Genomic DNA, 15,248 nt, shown 5'->3' on the forward strand with positions numbered 1-15,248 from the left:
TCCGCAGGACCTCTGGCGATTTCAATATCGCCACGGCCGTCCCAGCCGATCTCAGCCTCGGCAGCGGCTACGGGATCAATCCGGCTGGAACGGCGAGGCGCTGAGGATCACTCCGGTTTCGTCCACGTACTGCTGCCAATGGCCAATCAGCGCATTGAGCTTGTCCGGTTCGCTCTGCGCCAGGTCGTGGATTTCCCCCGGGTCCTGGCTCAGGTCGTACAGCTGCCAGGTTGCCGGGCCCACCGGGCCGGGGATGTACACCGCTTTCCACTGGCCCTGGCGAATCGCCCGGCGGCCGAACAGTTCCCAGCCGGTGACCGTGTGTTCGTCATGCACCTGCGCGGTCTCGCCGGACAGGAAGCCCAGCCACGACTTGCCCCGCAACGACGCCACCTCCCGGCCACGCCAGCGCTTGCCCGGATGGCGCACCCCGGCCAGGTCGAGAATGGTCGGGGTGATGTCCATCACCGTGCCGAAGCCATGGCTGATCCGGCCTTTAAGCGACAGCTGTGGGTAATGCACCAGCGCCGGCACGCGGATCCCTCCCTCGGTGGTGAAGGCCTTGAACAGGCGCGACGGGGCGGTGGCGGTCTGCGCCCAGGCCGGGCCGTACCAGACGTAGGAGTTGGCGCGGCCGATGTTGTCCAGGCTGTTGTCGTAGTGCTGGTTGAGGTAGGTCAAAAGCTGCGGGCCGAACTTGGGGAAGGCTTCCAGCAGCGCGCCTTCGGCGCCGTTGTCGGACATGAACAGGATAAAGGTGTTGTCCAGCTGGCCCTGTTTGCGCAGGTAGTCCACCACCCGGCCGATGTTCCAGTCCATGCGCTCGACCATCGCCGCGTAGACCTCCATGGCCCGCGCGGAAACCTGGCGCTGCTGCTCGCTCAGGGCCGCCCATTCGGCGCTCAGGCCCAGCAGCGGGTGCGGTTCCACATCGGCCTCGATCAGCCCCAGTTGCTTGAGCTTTTCCAGGCGCTCCAGGCGCAGCACCTCGGGGCCGGCGTCATAGCGGCCACGGTACTTGGCGACTACTTCCTCGGGGGCCTGCAACGGCCAGTGCGGCGCGGAGAACGGCAGGTAGGCGAAGAACGGCCGGGTCTGGTCGCGCTCCTTGAGGTACTGCAGCAGCTTGTCGCCGAAGGCGTCGGAGGAATAGAAGTCCTTGGGCAATTCGTCGATAAAGCGGTCGTCCTCGATGTACAGCGCCGGGGTGGATTTGAGCAGGCCCGGGGTGATTTCGTCGTAGGTCGGCTCGAAACCGTAGTGGTTGGCGGCGCCGGGCAGCAGCGAGAACGAACGCTCGAAACCACGGGCGTGGGGCGCCAGTTCGGCGGTCAGGCCCAGGTGCCATTTGCCGCTCATCAGGGTCTGGTAGCCGGCGTCGCGCAACAGCTCGGGCAGGGCCACCACGCGGTCGTTGAGGTGGCCCTCGTAGCCCGGCTTGCCGATCAGTTCCGGGGTCAGGGCCTCGGCCATGGTGCCGATGCCGGCGATATGGTGATCGGTGCCGGTGAGCAGCATGGAGCGGGTCGGCGAGCAGGTCGGCGCGGTGTGGAAGTCGGTCAGGCGCAGGCCATTGAAGGCCAGGGCATCGAGGTTCGGCGTGGCGATTTCGCCGCCGAAGGCACCAAGATCGGAAAAGCCCAGGTCGTCGGCCAGGATCACCAGGAAGTTGGGACGTTGCGGCATCTATTCACTCCTCATCAGCAAGCAATAAAGGCCAGTGGCAGGTCACGGATCTGGGCGGGCAAAGGCACCTGGTAGTGATCGTCGCTGGTCAGTTCGTGGAGCAGTTCTTCGCGTAGCTGGTGGAAGTCGAAACTGCTGCGCTGGCGCGGATGGGGCAGGGCGATGTCCACCACCCGCTTGATCCGGCCGGGGCGCGGCTCCATCACCACCACGCGGTCGGCGAGGAAGATCGCTTCCTCGACGTCATGGGTGACCAGCACCGTGGTGATCCTGGCCCGTTCGCGGATCGCCAGCAGCTCGTCCTGCATCTGCTGCCGGGTCAGCGCGTCGAGGGCGCCGAAGGGTTCGTCCAGCAGCAGGATGCGCGGGCTGGCCACCAGGCCGCGGGCGATGGCCACCCGTTGCGCCATGCCGCCGGACAGCTGGTGCGGGTAGGCGCGGGTGAAATCGGTGAGGCCCACCAGTTCGATGAAATCGGCGATGCGGGTTTGCCGTTCAGTGGTGCTCAAGGCTTCGTTGACCAGGCCCAGGCCGATGTTTTCCTCGACCGTCAGCCAGGGGAACAGGCGGTGCTCCTGAAACACAATGCCGCGTTCGCCGCCGATGCCGTTGACGGCCTTGCCGTCGACGCGGATCTCGCCGCGAAACTGCGTGTCCAGGCCGATCAGCAGGCGCAGCAGGGTGGATTTGCCGCAGCCGCTGGAGCCGACGATAGCGACGAATTCGCCTTCGGCGATCTCCAGGTTGAATTCGCGGATCGCCTCCAGTTCGCCGCCGGCGACCTCGAAGGTCTTGCCCACCTGGTTGAAGCTGACGATGGGGGAAGGTACGAGTGCATTCATGCGTGTCTCCAGCGTGTGGCGCGGGTTTCGAGCTGTTGGCCGATAAGGTTGAGCAGGGCGCCGGTGAGGCCCACCAGGAGCATGCCGGCCAGGATCAGGTCCATGCGCAGCAGCTGCTGGGCGCCGATCATCTGGCTGCCGATGCCGCTGTTGGACGGCATGAAATATTCCGCGCCGATGGTTCCCAGCCAGGCGTAGATCAGGCTCAGGCGCAGCCCGGCGAAGATCCCCGGCGCGGCGCCCGGCAGCACCAGGCGGTGCAGGCGTTGCCAGAGGTTCAGGCGCAGCACTTGCGCCGCCTCGGTCAGTTGCGGCGACAGGTTGGCGACGCTGCGTTGGGTGGCGATAAACAGCGGGAAGAACGCAGCCAGCGCGACAAATACCCATTTCGCCAGCTCCCCGAGGCCGAACCAGGCGGTGAGCAGCGGCACCCAGGCGAAAATGGCGATCTGCCGGAGCGCCGCCAGGGTCGGTCCCAGAATACGTTCGCTCAGGTGCGACAGACCCAGCAGCAGGCCCAGGGCAAACCCCAGGCCGCCACCCAGCAGCAGGCCCCCGAGGGTGCGCCGCAGGCTCAGGCCCAGGCCGCCGGACAGGCTGCCGTCGAGCAGGCCGTTCCAGGTGGTTTGCAGCACCGCCAGCGGGCTCACCAGAATGTTGGCATCGACCCATTCCAACTGGTTCGCCACTTGCCACAGCGCCAGCAGGAACAGCGGTAGCAGCCAGGGTTGCAGGCGTTGCCAGCCCTGGTAGCGCGGGCCACGGCGGATCTGCGCGATGGCCGGGTGCGGCCAGTGCACCAGCGCCTTGTCCAGCAGGCCGATGCCGCGGTCCATGGCCACGCCGATCACCCCGATCACCAGGATGCAGACGAAGACGATATCCAGCATGAACAGCTGGCGCGCCCAGACCATCAGGTAGCCGATGCCTTCGCTGGAGGCCAGCAGTTCCACCGCCAGCAACGAGGTCCAGCCGGCGGCCAGGGCCAGGCGCACGCCGGCCATGAAGGCGGGCAGGGCGGCGGGCAGTATCAGCCGGCGGATCAACAGGTGCGGCGGCAGGCGCAGCACGGCGGCGGCTTCGCGCAATCTGGGCTGGGCGTCGCGCACGCCGACCAGGGTGTGCAGGGTCACCGGCACGATGATGGCCTTGACCAGGACCACCAGCTTGAGCAGTTCGCCGATGCCGAAAAACACCATGAACAGCGGGATCCAGGCCAGGGTCGGGACCTGGGCCAGGGCGGCGAAGGTCGGAAACACCAGGCGTTCCAGGCGCCGGCTGGAACCCAGTGCCGCGCCCAGCACGGCGCCGGCGCCGATGCCCGCCAGCAGGCCCCAGGCCAGCCGTTGCAGGCTGATCGCCAGATGGCTCCACAACTCGCCGCCGGCCAGCTCGAGCGCGCTGCTCCAGACCAGCTTTGGCGCCGGCAGGATCTGCTCGCTCATCCAGGCATAACGGCTGGCCAGCCACCACAGGGCAAACAGGCTCAGGGGCAGCAGCCAGGGCAACAGCTGCCGGTGGACTCGCGGCCAGGACAGCGGCTTAGCGGAGGGCGCGGCCAACGGCAAGCTGAGAAGGGAAACACGGGCCATGGACGATCTCCGTTGTCGGGTTGTGCTGCATCTTTTTTCTTCTGTTCTTTCTTCTTCTGTAGGAGCGAGGCTTGCCCGCGATGGCGACCTCAAGGTCGCAACAGGGCCACCACCGGCCTGCGGCCTATCGCGGGCAAGCCTCGCTCCTACAGAATTGTTTTTGGTTATATAAAAAGTTATATCGATGCTATTGGGAGATAAGAGAGGCCATTTAAGGCCTCCAGGCACGCTGCATCCAATGCATTTGGAGAATATTTTCGATGCTGTCCATGCATATGCCGCGCAGAGCCGCGTCCTGGCTGGTTTATTCATATTGGTTATTAAAATGTGAACTTATAGTATTTAAAGCTTGGACCGCCTTGGGCCTACCTTCTGCTCCTCAATGCCCGTCGCAGCCAGGAGCCACACCTTATGAACCTTCCCTTCAAACGCGTCTTCAGTCTGTTCGCCGCGCCGGCCCTGGCGGGACTTCTGGGCTGCCTGCCACTGCTGGCCCAGGCGGATGAGCTCAAGCAGATCCGCATTGCCGTGCCGGACCTCAGCGCCGGTACCCAGCACAGCGGCGGCGGGGTGACGGACGTGTTGCGCCAGCAGCAGATCTTCGAAAAGGCCTTCGCCGACCAGGGCATCAGCATCCAGTGGAACTACTTCAAGGGCGCCGGCCCGGTGATCAACGAGGCCTTCGCCAACGGTCAGGTGGACCTGGCCTACCTGGGGGACCTGGCGGCGATCATCGGCAAGTCCAACGGCCTGGACACTCGCCTGCTCAGCGCCACCGCCCGTGGGGTCAAGCAGTACCTGGGAGTGGTGCCGGGGTCGGGGATCAAGACCTTGCAGGATCTCAAGGGCAAGCGGGTCGCGGTGTTCCGCGGCACGGCCACGCAGTTGTCGCTGGATGCCGCGCTGGCCAGCCAGGGCCTGAGCGAGAAGGACCTGAAGATCATCAACCTGGATTTCAACGCGGCGGTCGCGGCGCTGGCGGCGAAGCAGATCGATGCTACCTGGGGCGGTTCCAACTTGAATGCCTTGCAGGCCAAGGGCCTGGCCGAGGTGCCGCTGAACACCAAGGACCTGGGCGGCGCGGGTAGCGTGCAGGCGGTGCTGGTGGGCAGCGGCGCGTTCGTCGACGCCCATCCCGAGGTGGTGGAGAAGCTGCTCAAGGCCCAGCAGCAGGCCGTGCAGTGGCTGACCCAGGACAGCAACAAGGACGCCTATATCGAGCTGGTGTCGGGGCTGGCCAGCTACCCGCCGGTGGTGCTGAAGCAGGACCTCAAGGATCAGCGCTTCAGCGAAATCTTCCCCTCGACCCTGGACCCGGTGTTCCTCGGCAAACTGCAGGACGCGGTGGACCTGGCCGCGCAGCAGCGGCTGATCCGCAAGCCGTTCAAGGTCAGCGAATGGGTGGCGCCGCAGTTGGCTGCCGCAGGGCTGTAACACGGCGTTGGTCGGGCGTTTTTTCGCGGGCAAGCCTCGCTCCTACAGAAGAAGACCGTGAGCTTCTGTAGGAGCGAGGCTTGCCCGCGATGAGGCCCTTGAATCCACCGCTGCGCCCACTAGGACGCAATGCTGACCTGCTGCCGATCCACCGCCACCAGCACTTCGATCATCTTGCGGGCTGCCGGCGAGAGGCGAAATCCCGTGCGGCTGACGATGCCGCAGCGGGCGTTCATGCTTTCGATGTTCTGCGGCAGGTTGCGCCAGTGCAGCAGCGCCAGCGAACCCTGCTCAATGTCCTCGATGAAGGCCTCTTCGGTGCCCACACCAATCGCATTGGACTGGCGCACGATCTTCACCAGCGCCGGGAAGTGCTCGGTCTGGATGGTCGGGGAAAAGTCGATGCGCCCGCTGAGATTGGCCAGCAGCTTGCGGATTCCCGGCGGGATCAGAGTAGTGGCCAGCGGGTAGTCGAACATGTCGTTGGTCGACAGGCTTTCCTTGGCCAGCAGCGGGTGCCCCGGGCGGCAGAAGAACACCCCGCGCTTGGGCGTCAGGGGTTGGGTCTGGAAGTTCGGGTCGGCCTCGAAATGGCGGATATCGGCGATGAAGAATTCGATCTCTTCGCGGCTCAGGCTGCGGCTGAGTTTTTCCCAGTTATCCACCTCCAGGCAGACGCGCACCTTGGGGTGGGTGCCGGTGAATTGCGCCACCGCGTCGGGCACCAGTTTCACCGCCGGCGCCGGGCCGCAACCGAAGCGCAACTCGCCGGCATCGAGCTTGGTCATCTGCGTCACTTCGCTGCTCAAAAGGGCCGCGCCCTGCACCAGGCTCAGGGCGTGCTGCAGCACCACCTGGCCTTCCGGGGTGGGGCGCAGGTCCTTGTTGCCACGGTCCACCAGCACGCAGCCGAACTCCTGCTCCAGCCCCTGGATACTGCGGCTGAAGGCCGGCTGGGTGATGCCCATGGCATCGGCCGCGCGGACAAAACTGCGGTGTTCGTTGAGGGCGATGAAGTAACGCAACTGGCGAAGATCCATATGCTTTCCCGGCATCCGAAAAATAGCCCGAAGGCATTTGCGACGAGTGAGGAATGAGGTTTTAAATGCAAGCTCTTATTCCGTCAACGAAGCATGTGTATATATATTAGATCTAAAGTGAATATAGATAGAGCGTTGTTTCGCTGCCGCTCAACCCTAAGCAGTCAGACGAGGGTCTACCCGATGAGCAATGCCGCACTAGCCGTTAAACCCGCTGTTCATGCGCTTGAGATCCACCCGGTGGCCGGCCGCATCGGCGCCGAGATCCGTGGCGTGCAACTCTCCGGCGAGCTGGACGCCGCCACGGTCGAAGCCATCCAGCAGGCGCTGGTGGACTACAAGGTGATCTTCTTCCGTGGCCAGGCCCACCTCGACGACCAGAGCCAGGAAGCCTTCTCCCACCTGCTCGGCGAGCCGGTGGCGCACCCCACCGTGCCGGTGCGCGACGGCACTCGTTACCTGCTCGAACTGGACGGCGCCGAGGGCCAGCGCGCCAACTCCTGGCACACCGACGTAACCTTCGTCGATGCCTACCCGAAGGCCTCGATCCTGCGTTCGGTGGTGGCCCCGGCCTCCGGTGGCGACACGGTCTGGGCCAACACCGCCACCGCCTACAACGAACTGCCGGCGGAGCTGCGCGAGCTGGCGGACAAGCTCTGGGCGGTACACAGCAACGAATACGATTACGCCGGGGCCAAGCCGGACGTATCGGCGGAGAAGCTGGAGCGTTATCGCAAGGTGTTCACCTCCACCGTCTACGAGACCGAGCACCCGCTGGTGCGCGTGCACCCGGTGAGCGGCGAGAAGAGCCTGGTGCTGGGGCATTTCGTCAAACGCATCAAGGGTTATACCCAGGCCGATTCGGCGCACCTGTTCAACCTGCTGCAAAGCCATGTCACCCGCCTGGAGAACACCGTGCGTTGGCGCTGGACTGCCGGTGACGTGGCGATCTGGGACAACCGTTCGACCCAGCATTACGCGGTCGACGACTACGGCACCCAGGACCGCATCGTGCGCCGCGTGACCCTCAAGGGCGACGTGCCGGTGGGTGTGCACGGGCAGCGTAGCCAGACCATCAAGGGGGTGTGACAGGCGTAGCCGTGAGATCGCATGGAGATGATCTTGTGGTCGCTAGCAAAATCGCTATCGCGGGCAAGCCTCGCTCCTACAGAAGAATGCGCGTGCTTCTGTAGGAGCGAGGCTTGCCCGCGATGAGGCCCTTGAAACCGCCGCCTCACCACACCCCGATCTGCACCACCTTCTCCGCCTCCGGTTCGCCATACCGAAACCGTTGTCCACGCAGATCGATCTCTTGGTGGCTGATGGTGGTCCGTCGCTTCAGCCCGCGCAGCCAGTCGAACAGATACCCCAGATGCTCCTCGCGCACCGCCGCATAAGCCGGGTCGGCGCCGAGGTCGTGGAGTTCCTGTGGGTCATTGAGCAGGTCGAACAGCTGCGGGCGGAAGCCGTCGTAGGCCAGGTATTTCCAGCGTTCGCTGCGCACCATGGTCATGCGGCAGCGGTCGATGGGCTGAGCCAGACGCTCGCGGGCCGGGGCCTGGAACGCGTAGTCGTATTCGCTGATGGCGTAGTGGCGCCAGTCGCCTGCCGTGCCGTGCAGCAGCGGGATCAGCGAGCGGCCTTCCAGCCGGTGTTCGGCGCCGGGCAGCCCCAGGGCGTCGAGAAAGGTCGGCAGGGCGTCGATGGTTTCCACCAGGCGCTCGTCCACCGTGCCGCGGCTGATATCCGCCGCCGCCCGTGGGTCGCGCACGATCAGCGGCACGCCCACTGCCGGTTCCAATAAAAACTCCTTTTCCCCCAGCCAGTGATCGCCGAGAAAGTCGCCGTGGTCGCTGGTGAACACAATCAAGGTGTCGTCCCAACGCCCGCTGCTCTGCAGGACATCGAACAGGCGCCCGAGCTGATCGTCCACCTGCTTGATCAGGCCCATGTAGGTCGGCACCACGTTCAGGCGCACCTCATCGCGAGAGAAATTCTGGCTCTCCTGATGCTGGCGAAAGGCGGCATACACCGGGTGGTCGCTGGCCTCGTCGGCGGCGCCGCGCACCGGGGCGATAACCTGCTCGGCCGTGTACAGCGCGTGGTAGGGCGCCGGCGCGATATAGGGCCAGTGCGGTTTGATATAGGACAGGTGCAGGCACCAGGGCTGCTCGCCCTGCTCCTTGATGAAGTCGAGGGCGCGGTCGGTGGTGTAGACGGTTTCCGAATGCTGCTCGGGGACGCGGGCCGGCAGGTGGGCGTTGCGCATTTTCCAGCCGCTGAGGATTTCACCCCGTTCACCTTCGGCCGCGTTGGCCCAGTCGTGCCAGGGGTTGCGCCCTTCGTAGCCCTGTTCGCGCAGGTAATGGGTGTAGGGCGCCGACTCGCGTTTGTCGTCGAACAGCGGGCTGTCGGGGAAGATCCCGTCGTGGCGCAGGTAGGGTTCGAAACCGACCTCGTTGAGGGCTTCGGCCTGCTGGCTCTCGGGGTCGATCGCCAGGCGTTGCAGGGCATCGAGGTTGGGCGTGGCGTGGGTCTTGCCCACCAGCGCGGTGCGGATGCCGTGGGGGCTCAGGTAGTCGCCGATGGTCAGCTCTTCCAGGGGCAGCGGCACGGCGTTCCACGCCACCTGGTGGCTGCTGACATAACGCCCGGTGTAGGCCGACATCCGCGACGGCCCGCAGATGGTGCCCTGGGTGTAGGCGCGGCTGAAACGCACGCCGGCGGCGGCCAGGCGGTCGATGTTCGGCGTGTGCAGATGGGGGTGGCCGTAGCACGACAGGTAATCGCGACGCAGCTGGTCGCACATGATGTACAGCACGTTGCGCACGGGTTGGAGGGGGGTGGACATGGGTTTCACCGATCGAAAGACAGGTGAGGGTTTTCGCTGTCGCGGGACGTTACGACAAGCGCATTTGGCGCATGGTTTTTATGCGGGTTGTGCATGGGGCTTGAGGGCCTCATCGCGGGCAAGCCTCGCTCCTACAAAAGCACGCGCAATCTTCTTCTGTAGGAGCGAGGCTTGCCCGCGATTGGGCTGGATCAGACTGCGAAATTCTCCAGCGAACACACATCCTCATCCAGCGCATCGGTGCGCTTGATCTCCTCGATCATCGCCTCGGCCAGCGGTGACAGCCGATACCCGGCGCGGCTGACAATTCCGTAGCGGGTGTACAGCTCCTCCAGGTCGTCGGCCAGGCCTTCGATCTTCAGGCACACCAGCTCGCCCCGGGCGTTGTGCAGCGCATCGCTGTAGGCGCCGATGATGCCGATCGCATCCGAGCGCATCACCACGCCGAGCAGGCTGTAGCTGTTCTCGCATTCCACATTCGGGATGAAGTCCGGCCGGCCGCTGAGATCGACCACGACCTTGCGCAGGTTCGGCGGGCGGATGGTCGCGGCCAGTGGGTAGCTCATCAGCTCGGCGGCGCTGACGCTTTCCTGCCGGGCCAGCGGGTGCCCGGCACGGCAGCAGAAATGCCATTTGCGCGGGCGCAGGCGCTGGGTCAGGTAATCCGGGTTGGCTTCGAACTGCCGGGTGTCGGCGACGAAAAATTCGAACTCCTCGCTGAGCAGGCGCTTGCTCAGGGTTTGCCAGTCATCCACCTGGAATTGCACCCGGGCCTTGGGGTAACGCCCGATAAAGCTGCCGATGGCCCGGGGGATCAAGCCCGCTGCCGGCGCCGGCCCGCAACCGAAGCGCAGCTCGCCCGCCTCCAGGCCATTGAACTGGCTGATCTCGTTGGCCAGTTGCTGCGCGCCGCTGACCAGCCGCCGCGCATGTTCGAGCAGCACCAGCCCCTGTTTGGTCGGCGCCAGGTCCTTGCGCCCGCGATCCACCAGTTGGCAGCCGACGCTGTGCTCCAGGGCCTGGATGCTGCGGCTGAAGGCCGATTGCGACAGGTTCACCGCCAAGGCGGCCGCGACAAAGCTGCGCTGTTCGGCGAGGGCGATGAAGTGACGGAGCTGGCGCAGATCGATATGCATTTTTCACATTGAAAATATCGGGGAAATGCATTGGCTATGCATTAGGTCGACTCTTTATAAAGGCAATCTCTTATTCCGTAAATCTTATTAAAAACATAAATAAATAACTTAAAAGAATATACGGATCAGTCTGTTTTTTGCCCAGGAGCCGCCCATGAGCCCGTTGAACCTTGCGTCCCCCACTTCGCCCCGACGGCTCAAGCGCCTGCCGCTGGCCCTGCTGCTGGCCGGTAGCGCTGGCTGGTCCCATGGCTATGCCGCTGAAGCCGAAACGCCCGCCGAGGCCCCGGCCAAGGCCAATGCCGTCCGGCCCGCCGCCAGCGGCCAGTTGGAAACCGTGACCGTGACCGCGCGGCGTCGCGAGGAGAGCGCCCAGGACGTACCGACGCCGATGAGCGTGATCGGTGGCCAGGCCCTGGAGAGCCAGCGGATCTATCGCATCCAGGATCTGCAGCAGCTGGTGCCGAGCGTCAACGTCGCCTACATGCACGCGCGCCAGTCCAGCGTGTCGATCCGCGGCCTGGGCAACAACCCGGCCAGCGACGGCCTGGAAGGCAGCGTCGGGCTGTACATCGACAACGTCTACCTGGGGCGGCCGGGCATGGCGGTGTTCGACCTGATGGACATCGAGCAACTGGAGGTGCTGCGCGGTCCCCAGGGCACGCTGTTCGGCAAGAACACCACCGCCGGGGTGATCAACATCAGCACCCGCGCGCCGAGCTTCACCCCCGAGCGCAGCATCGAGACCTCGGTGGGCGAGGACGGCTACTTCCAGACCAAGGGCACTATTTCCGGGCCACTGAACGACGAACTGGCCGGGCGTTTTTCGGCCTATCGCACCCGCAGCGACGGCGATATCAAGAACGAACACGACGGCCATGACCTCAACGGCGGCTCGCGCCAGGGCTTCCGTGGCCAGCTGCTGTTCAAGCCCAACGAGAACTTCAACCTGCGCTGGATCGGCGACTACAACGAAGAGGATTCCAGCGCCGGCACCCGGGTGCTGTACAGCACCGGGCCGACCATCAATGGCGTCAACCAGTACCAGTCGCGGGCCACTGCGGCCGGCGCCACCCTGGTCGACGGCACGCACCGCAAGGTCAACCTGGACAACGATCAGCACGTCACGGTGTTCCAGGGCGGCACCTCGCTGGAGGCCAACTGGACCCTGCCCAGCGACTTCACCCTGACCTCGGTCAGTTCCTACCGCTGGTGGGATTTCACCCCGCGCAACGACGACGGCCTCAACGTGCCGGCCAGCTATAACGCCGGGGTCTCGGTGGAAGATAAACAGTGGTCCCAGGAGTTCCGCCTGGCCTCGCCCACCGGCGGTTTCTTCGACTACGTGCTCGGTGCCTATTACTTCGGCTCCGACCTGGACAACAAGTCCTTCAGCTATTACGGACCCAAGGCGGACATCTGGAACGGCACGCCCACCGGCGCCCTGAACAACGTCACCAGCATCGGCAACGGGCATATCCGTACCGACAGCTTCGCGCTGTTCGGCCAGGGCACCTGGCACCTCACCGAGCGCCTGGATTTCACCGCCGGCCTGCGCGGTACCTATGAAGAGAAAAGCGCCTGGGTGACCCGTAACGCGCCGGTGGGAGGCGCCGCGGTGACCGGTGCCGCGGCCACTGCGCGGCGCGGGCGGGCCGGGGCCTACGACTCCGGCGACCTCAACCAGTACAGCACCAGCCCCTCGGGCCTGCTCAACCTCAGCTACCGCTTCACCGATGATTTGCTGGGCTACGCCACCCTGTCCCACGGTGAGAAATCCGGCGGGGTCAACCTCGCGGTCGGCTCGGCGCCCACCGCCGGCGCCGACTCGCTGCTGATCGGCACCGAGCGCGCCAACAACGCCGAACTGGGTTTCAAGAGCACCCTGTGGGACAAGCGCCTGCAACTCAACGCCAACCTGTTCTGGACCCAGGTCAACGGCTACCAGACCAACGCCTACGACGCCAACAACCGCGTGCAATACCTGACCAACGCCGGTTCGGTGCGCTCACGGGGCGTGGAATTCGAAAGCACCCTGATCCCCCTTCGTGGCCTGACCCTGAACTTCAACGGTTCCTACAACGACGTGCGCTACCTGTCCTACAAGGATGCGCCATGCCCGCCCGAAGTCAGCCTGCGCCCGGGCGCCCCGGCCTCTTGCGACCTCAGCGGCCACCAGGTGGTCGGCGCCTCGAAATGGATTGGTAACGCCAACGGCGAATACAAATGGAACCTGGACAACGGCCTCGAACCTTACGTCACCGGCAGCTACGCCTTCCGCTCCAAGGCCGTCGGCACCGTCGAGGACTCCGACTACGGCCAGATCCCCAGCTATGCAGTGGTCAACCTCTCCACCGGGCTACGTGGCAACTATGAGCAGGGACAGTGGGACGTGTCGCTATGGCTGAAAAACGCCTTCGACAAGACCTACTACACCACGCTGTGGTCGGGGGGGAATGGCGGCTACGAAGGTTTGCTCGGCACCCCGCGGACCCTTGGCGTGACCGGCCGCTACGACTTCTGACCGGATAACCTGTGCTTCTGTAGGAGCGAGGCTTGCCCGCGATAGCGCCCGCCCTGGCACACCACAGCGCCCGCATCGCGAGCAATCGAGCTCCTACAGAAGAGGGTTATTTGCAGCTGTAACCATCCGGCATGGTCACCGTGTAATTGCGCTGTACACGGTCGCGGAAATCCAGGTTCTGCAAACCCTGTTCAACCACAAAGGCCTCGACCTTGGCGTCCTGGCAATCGTCGTTCTGCGACGACACCCGTAGCAGATAGACCGCACGCTTGCTGGCCTCGTCCCTGGCCGTCACGGTAAAGGTGGTCAGCCTGGCGTAACCGGTCCGCTCCGAAGTGCCCACCGGGCCATAACTGGTGTTGGGCGTACTGGTGCAGACCAGCTTGTCCTTTTTCTTGCCATCCTTGCACACCGTGGAGGTGCTGTTCTGCACCTGCCCATACTCAGTGGCGGTATAGCGATAAGTCACCCGCTTGCTGCCGATATCCAGCGTCACCGTCATCTTGATCGGTGCATGCTTCTTCGGCAGCGTCGCCTCGGTAAACACCTCCCGAAACCCTTGGTCCTTCATCGCGTTGACCATGTCACGCAGGTAATACCGGGCATTGAGCGCATGCTCGTCATTGCCCTGGGTAACAGTCACCAGCACCAACGCCTGCCGATCAAATTGATAGTCCGGATCCGGCGTGCCATTGAGCGCCACGTCGAGCTTGGTGGCGCAGCCAGTCAGCAGAATGGAAAGCAGGAACAGCGGGTAAAGCATGTATCGAGTCATGGGATCTTCGTTGTGCAGCGGTGGATGGGATAGGGATTAGACGGATGAAGGCTGGGATAAACAAATGCGGGGCGGGGAGAGCAGCGAGACCGCTGGCTTTACATTCGGCTTCTTCGTCGCTTATTAATCCTGTTTTGAAAGCTTTTCTTTGGATGTCTAATCGAGTATTTCCTCGGCCTGACATGGTGTTGCTTTCGTGTATCTGGCTCCTATTGTAGTTACCAGTCTGCTGAATTCTCAAGACTTGCCTGGACTAGTTCTTCTTTCCAGTGTTTGTTTGCTAGCCTGAAGATCTCTTCAAAGAAACCCCTTAGGCTTTTCATCTCATCCCAGCCAGGTGGCAGTGAGGAATACTGTTCTGGATCGTCTTTGAGTAGCAAGCCAAAATCATATTTGCTATCAAGCAGGGCGGCTTCTAGTGATTTTAGAAGAGCGAATTTATGTCTGTAAGAAAGTTTTTCATACCTGTTCAGGCAGTAGTTTTCGATTAGTGTTGTACGATCTTTCGGGTCTTCTGGGTTGTATTGTTCAAGCTCAATACCTAATGTTTCCTCTCTGTCATAAATATCAAATCCACCTAAAAAGTATGCCGGTGTTGGACGGTATGGAGTTTCGGATTTTTCATCTATTAGCATTTGGTTGGTTCTCTATTTTTGGCGCCATTGGTACCTGGATTATAGTGGCAGTGTCGCCAGTAATATAAAAGGTAGACTGGAAGCTATGAAGCTTCTTTTTTCATGTTTAGAGAGTGATTGTTATTGGCGAGGCTGTGTGGTAGTTGTTGGGGACGATGTGGCGTGTAGTGAAAATTTATAAGGTGCGAAGGGTGTTTTAATACCGGATTTGTTATGGTTTCTGATATTGGTTAGAGAGCGTTTAGATCCCGCTCATAGTTGAGGTTGGCTAATGACGCGCTTGGGTGCGGGTGGGTTAAAAGGTTTCATGCTGAAATGTTTCTCCTGTCATTATAAATTCAGAGTTTTTATAGTCTAGAGTATGTATTTTGTTTATTATTATTTTGGCTTCTTTTGTTGTTTTGAATAGGTGGTCAAATAGGTCGGCAAATAAATAATCAGTCATAAGGTAGGTGGCCAGTTTAGGGGTGTCGTTGAGCAGGCTGAAAAAGTCTGGATATTTCAGTTCCTCTAAGTCGGGAATGTCAATGAAGCCTTGCTCAAGATCATCAATTCTGCACTGATCTATAAAGGAGTCGGCTAATATGATGAAGTCTGGTTTTAATTCGTCTAAAGTAAACTTTAGCTCAAATTTTTTATTGTTCAGGTCTATGTCTCTGCCAAACTCAAAAGGTCTGTAGTGTACGATAGTCGCATCAACTAATTTTCCTTCTGACTTAAAAAGCATTTATTT

General features: G+C 62.4%; 12 protein-coding genes. 3 read left to right on the forward strand and 9 right to left on the reverse strand.

Annotated elements, in window-relative coordinates:
- Positions 1 to 75: 75 nt before the first annotated feature.
- The 3 genes from C4K38_RS01080 to C4K38_RS01090 are packed head-to-tail and all read right to left on the reverse strand — an operon-like array spanning position 76 to position 4,120.
- Positions 76 to 1,686 (reverse strand): arylsulfatase, encoded by a 1,611-nt coding sequence (locus tag C4K38_RS01080; protein ID WP_053276941.1) that lies wholly within the window; start codon positions 1,684 to 1,686, stop codon positions 76 to 78.
- Between the two features lie 14 nt (positions 1,687 to 1,700).
- Positions 1,701 to 2,528: an ABC transporter ATP-binding protein gene (locus tag C4K38_RS01085; RefSeq protein WP_053276942.1), complete on the reverse strand. Its 828-nt coding sequence runs from the start codon at positions 2,526 to 2,528 to the stop codon at positions 1,701 to 1,703.
- Positions 2,525 to 4,120, reverse strand: a complete 1,596-nt coding sequence (locus C4K38_RS01090; RefSeq protein ID WP_053276943.1) for an ABC transporter permease — start codon at positions 4,118 to 4,120, stop codon at positions 2,525 to 2,527. The genes C4K38_RS01085 and C4K38_RS01090 overlap by 4 nt, the downstream gene beginning before the upstream one ends.
- A gap of 411 nt (positions 4,121 to 4,531) precedes the next feature.
- On the opposite strand from C4K38_RS01090, the gene C4K38_RS01095 reads away from it, so the two are divergent.
- Positions 4,532 to 5,554 (forward strand): ABC transporter substrate-binding protein, encoded by a 1,023-nt coding sequence (locus tag C4K38_RS01095; RefSeq protein WP_025808506.1) that lies wholly within the window; start codon positions 4,532 to 4,534, stop codon positions 5,552 to 5,554.
- Between the two features lie 119 nt (positions 5,555 to 5,673).
- Here C4K38_RS01095 and C4K38_RS01100 read toward each other — a convergent pair whose 3' ends face one another.
- A complete protein-coding gene (locus C4K38_RS01100; RefSeq protein WP_053276944.1) occupies positions 5,674 to 6,594 on the reverse strand; it encodes a LysR family transcriptional regulator in 921 nt (306 codons plus the stop codon).
- Between the two features lie 183 nt (positions 6,595 to 6,777).
- On the opposite strand from C4K38_RS01100, the gene C4K38_RS01105 reads away from it, so the two are divergent.
- Entirely contained in the window at positions 6,778 to 7,683 is a 906-nt protein-coding gene (locus C4K38_RS01105; RefSeq protein ID WP_053276945.1) for a TauD/TfdA dioxygenase family protein, read from the forward strand.
- Between the two features lie 145 nt (positions 7,684 to 7,828).
- Here the strand turns inward: C4K38_RS01105 and C4K38_RS01110 are convergent, their stop codons facing one another.
- Positions 7,829 to 9,445, reverse strand: a complete 1,617-nt coding sequence (locus tag C4K38_RS01110; protein ID WP_053276946.1) for an alkaline phosphatase family protein — start codon at positions 9,443 to 9,445, stop codon at positions 7,829 to 7,831.
- A 191-nt stretch (positions 9,446 to 9,636) separates the two neighbouring features.
- Entirely contained in the window at positions 9,637 to 10,581 is a 945-nt protein-coding gene (locus C4K38_RS01115; protein WP_053276947.1) for a LysR family transcriptional regulator, read from the reverse strand.
- 154 nt (positions 10,582 to 10,735) lie between these two features.
- Between C4K38_RS01115 and C4K38_RS01120 the strand changes: the two genes are divergently transcribed.
- A complete protein-coding gene (locus tag C4K38_RS01120; protein ID WP_053276951.1) occupies positions 10,736 to 13,105 on the forward strand; it encodes a TonB-dependent receptor in 2,370 nt (789 codons plus the stop codon).
- Positions 13,106 to 13,211: 106 nt separating this feature from the next.
- On the opposite strand, the gene C4K38_RS01125 is transcribed toward C4K38_RS01120, so the two are convergent.
- The 3 genes from C4K38_RS01125 to C4K38_RS01135 form a co-directional block, all read right to left on the reverse strand.
- Entirely contained in the window at positions 13,212 to 13,880 is a 669-nt protein-coding gene (locus tag C4K38_RS01125) for a hypothetical protein (protein ID WP_053276952.1), read from the reverse strand.
- Positions 13,881 to 14,098: 218 nt separating this feature from the next.
- A complete protein-coding gene (locus C4K38_RS01130; RefSeq protein ID WP_081001408.1) occupies positions 14,099 to 14,515 on the reverse strand; it encodes a hypothetical protein in 417 nt (138 codons plus the stop codon).
- A gap of 295 nt (positions 14,516 to 14,810) precedes the next feature.
- The gene (locus tag C4K38_RS01135; RefSeq protein WP_081364178.1) at positions 14,811 to 15,242 is read right to left on the reverse strand and encodes a hypothetical protein; all 432 of its coding nucleotides are present in this window, start codon (positions 15,240 to 15,242) and stop codon (positions 14,811 to 14,813) included.
- Positions 15,243 to 15,248 lie beyond the last annotated feature (6 nt).

The organism is Pseudomonas chlororaphis subsp. piscium, assembly GCF_003850345.1.
GTDB lineage: Bacteria > Pseudomonadota > Gammaproteobacteria > Pseudomonadales > Pseudomonadaceae > Aquipseudomonas > Aquipseudomonas piscium.

Excerpts from the sequence above, each read along its gene's own strand:
- C4K38_RS01080 (WP_053276941.1), bottom strand. The coding sequence starts at position 1,686 with ATGCCGCAACGTCCCAACTTCCTGGTGATCCTGGCCGACGACCTGGGC.
- C4K38_RS01085 (WP_053276942.1), bottom strand. The coding sequence starts at position 2,528 with ATGAATGCACTCGTACCTTCCCCCATCGTCAGCTTCAACCAGGTGGGC.
- C4K38_RS01090 (WP_053276943.1), bottom strand. The coding sequence starts at position 4,120 with ATGGCCCGTGTTTCCCTTCTCAGCTTGCCGTTGGCCGCGCCCTCCGCT.
- C4K38_RS01095 (WP_025808506.1), top strand. The coding sequence starts at position 4,532 with ATGAACCTTCCCTTCAAACGCGTCTTCAGTCTGTTCGCCGCGCCGGCC.
- C4K38_RS01100 (WP_053276944.1), bottom strand. The coding sequence starts at position 6,594 with ATGGATCTTCGCCAGTTGCGTTACTTCATCGCCCTCAACGAACACCGC.
- C4K38_RS01105 (WP_053276945.1), top strand. The coding sequence starts at position 6,778 with ATGAGCAATGCCGCACTAGCCGTTAAACCCGCTGTTCATGCGCTTGAG.
- C4K38_RS01110 (WP_053276946.1), bottom strand. The coding sequence starts at position 9,445 with ATGTCCACCCCCCTCCAACCCGTGCGCAACGTGCTGTACATCATGTGC.
- C4K38_RS01115 (WP_053276947.1), bottom strand. The coding sequence starts at position 10,581 with ATGCATATCGATCTGCGCCAGCTCCGTCACTTCATCGCCCTCGCCGAA.
- C4K38_RS01120 (WP_053276951.1), top strand. The coding sequence starts at position 10,736 with ATGAGCCCGTTGAACCTTGCGTCCCCCACTTCGCCCCGACGGCTCAAG.
- C4K38_RS01125 (WP_053276952.1), bottom strand. The coding sequence starts at position 13,880 with ATGACTCGATACATGCTTTACCCGCTGTTCCTGCTTTCCATTCTGCTG.
- C4K38_RS01130 (WP_081001408.1), bottom strand. The coding sequence starts at position 14,515 with ATGCTAATAGATGAAAAATCCGAAACTCCATACCGTCCAACACCGGCA.
- C4K38_RS01135 (WP_081364178.1), bottom strand. The coding sequence starts at position 15,242 with ATGCTTTTTAAGTCAGAAGGAAAATTAGTTGATGCGACTATCGTACAC.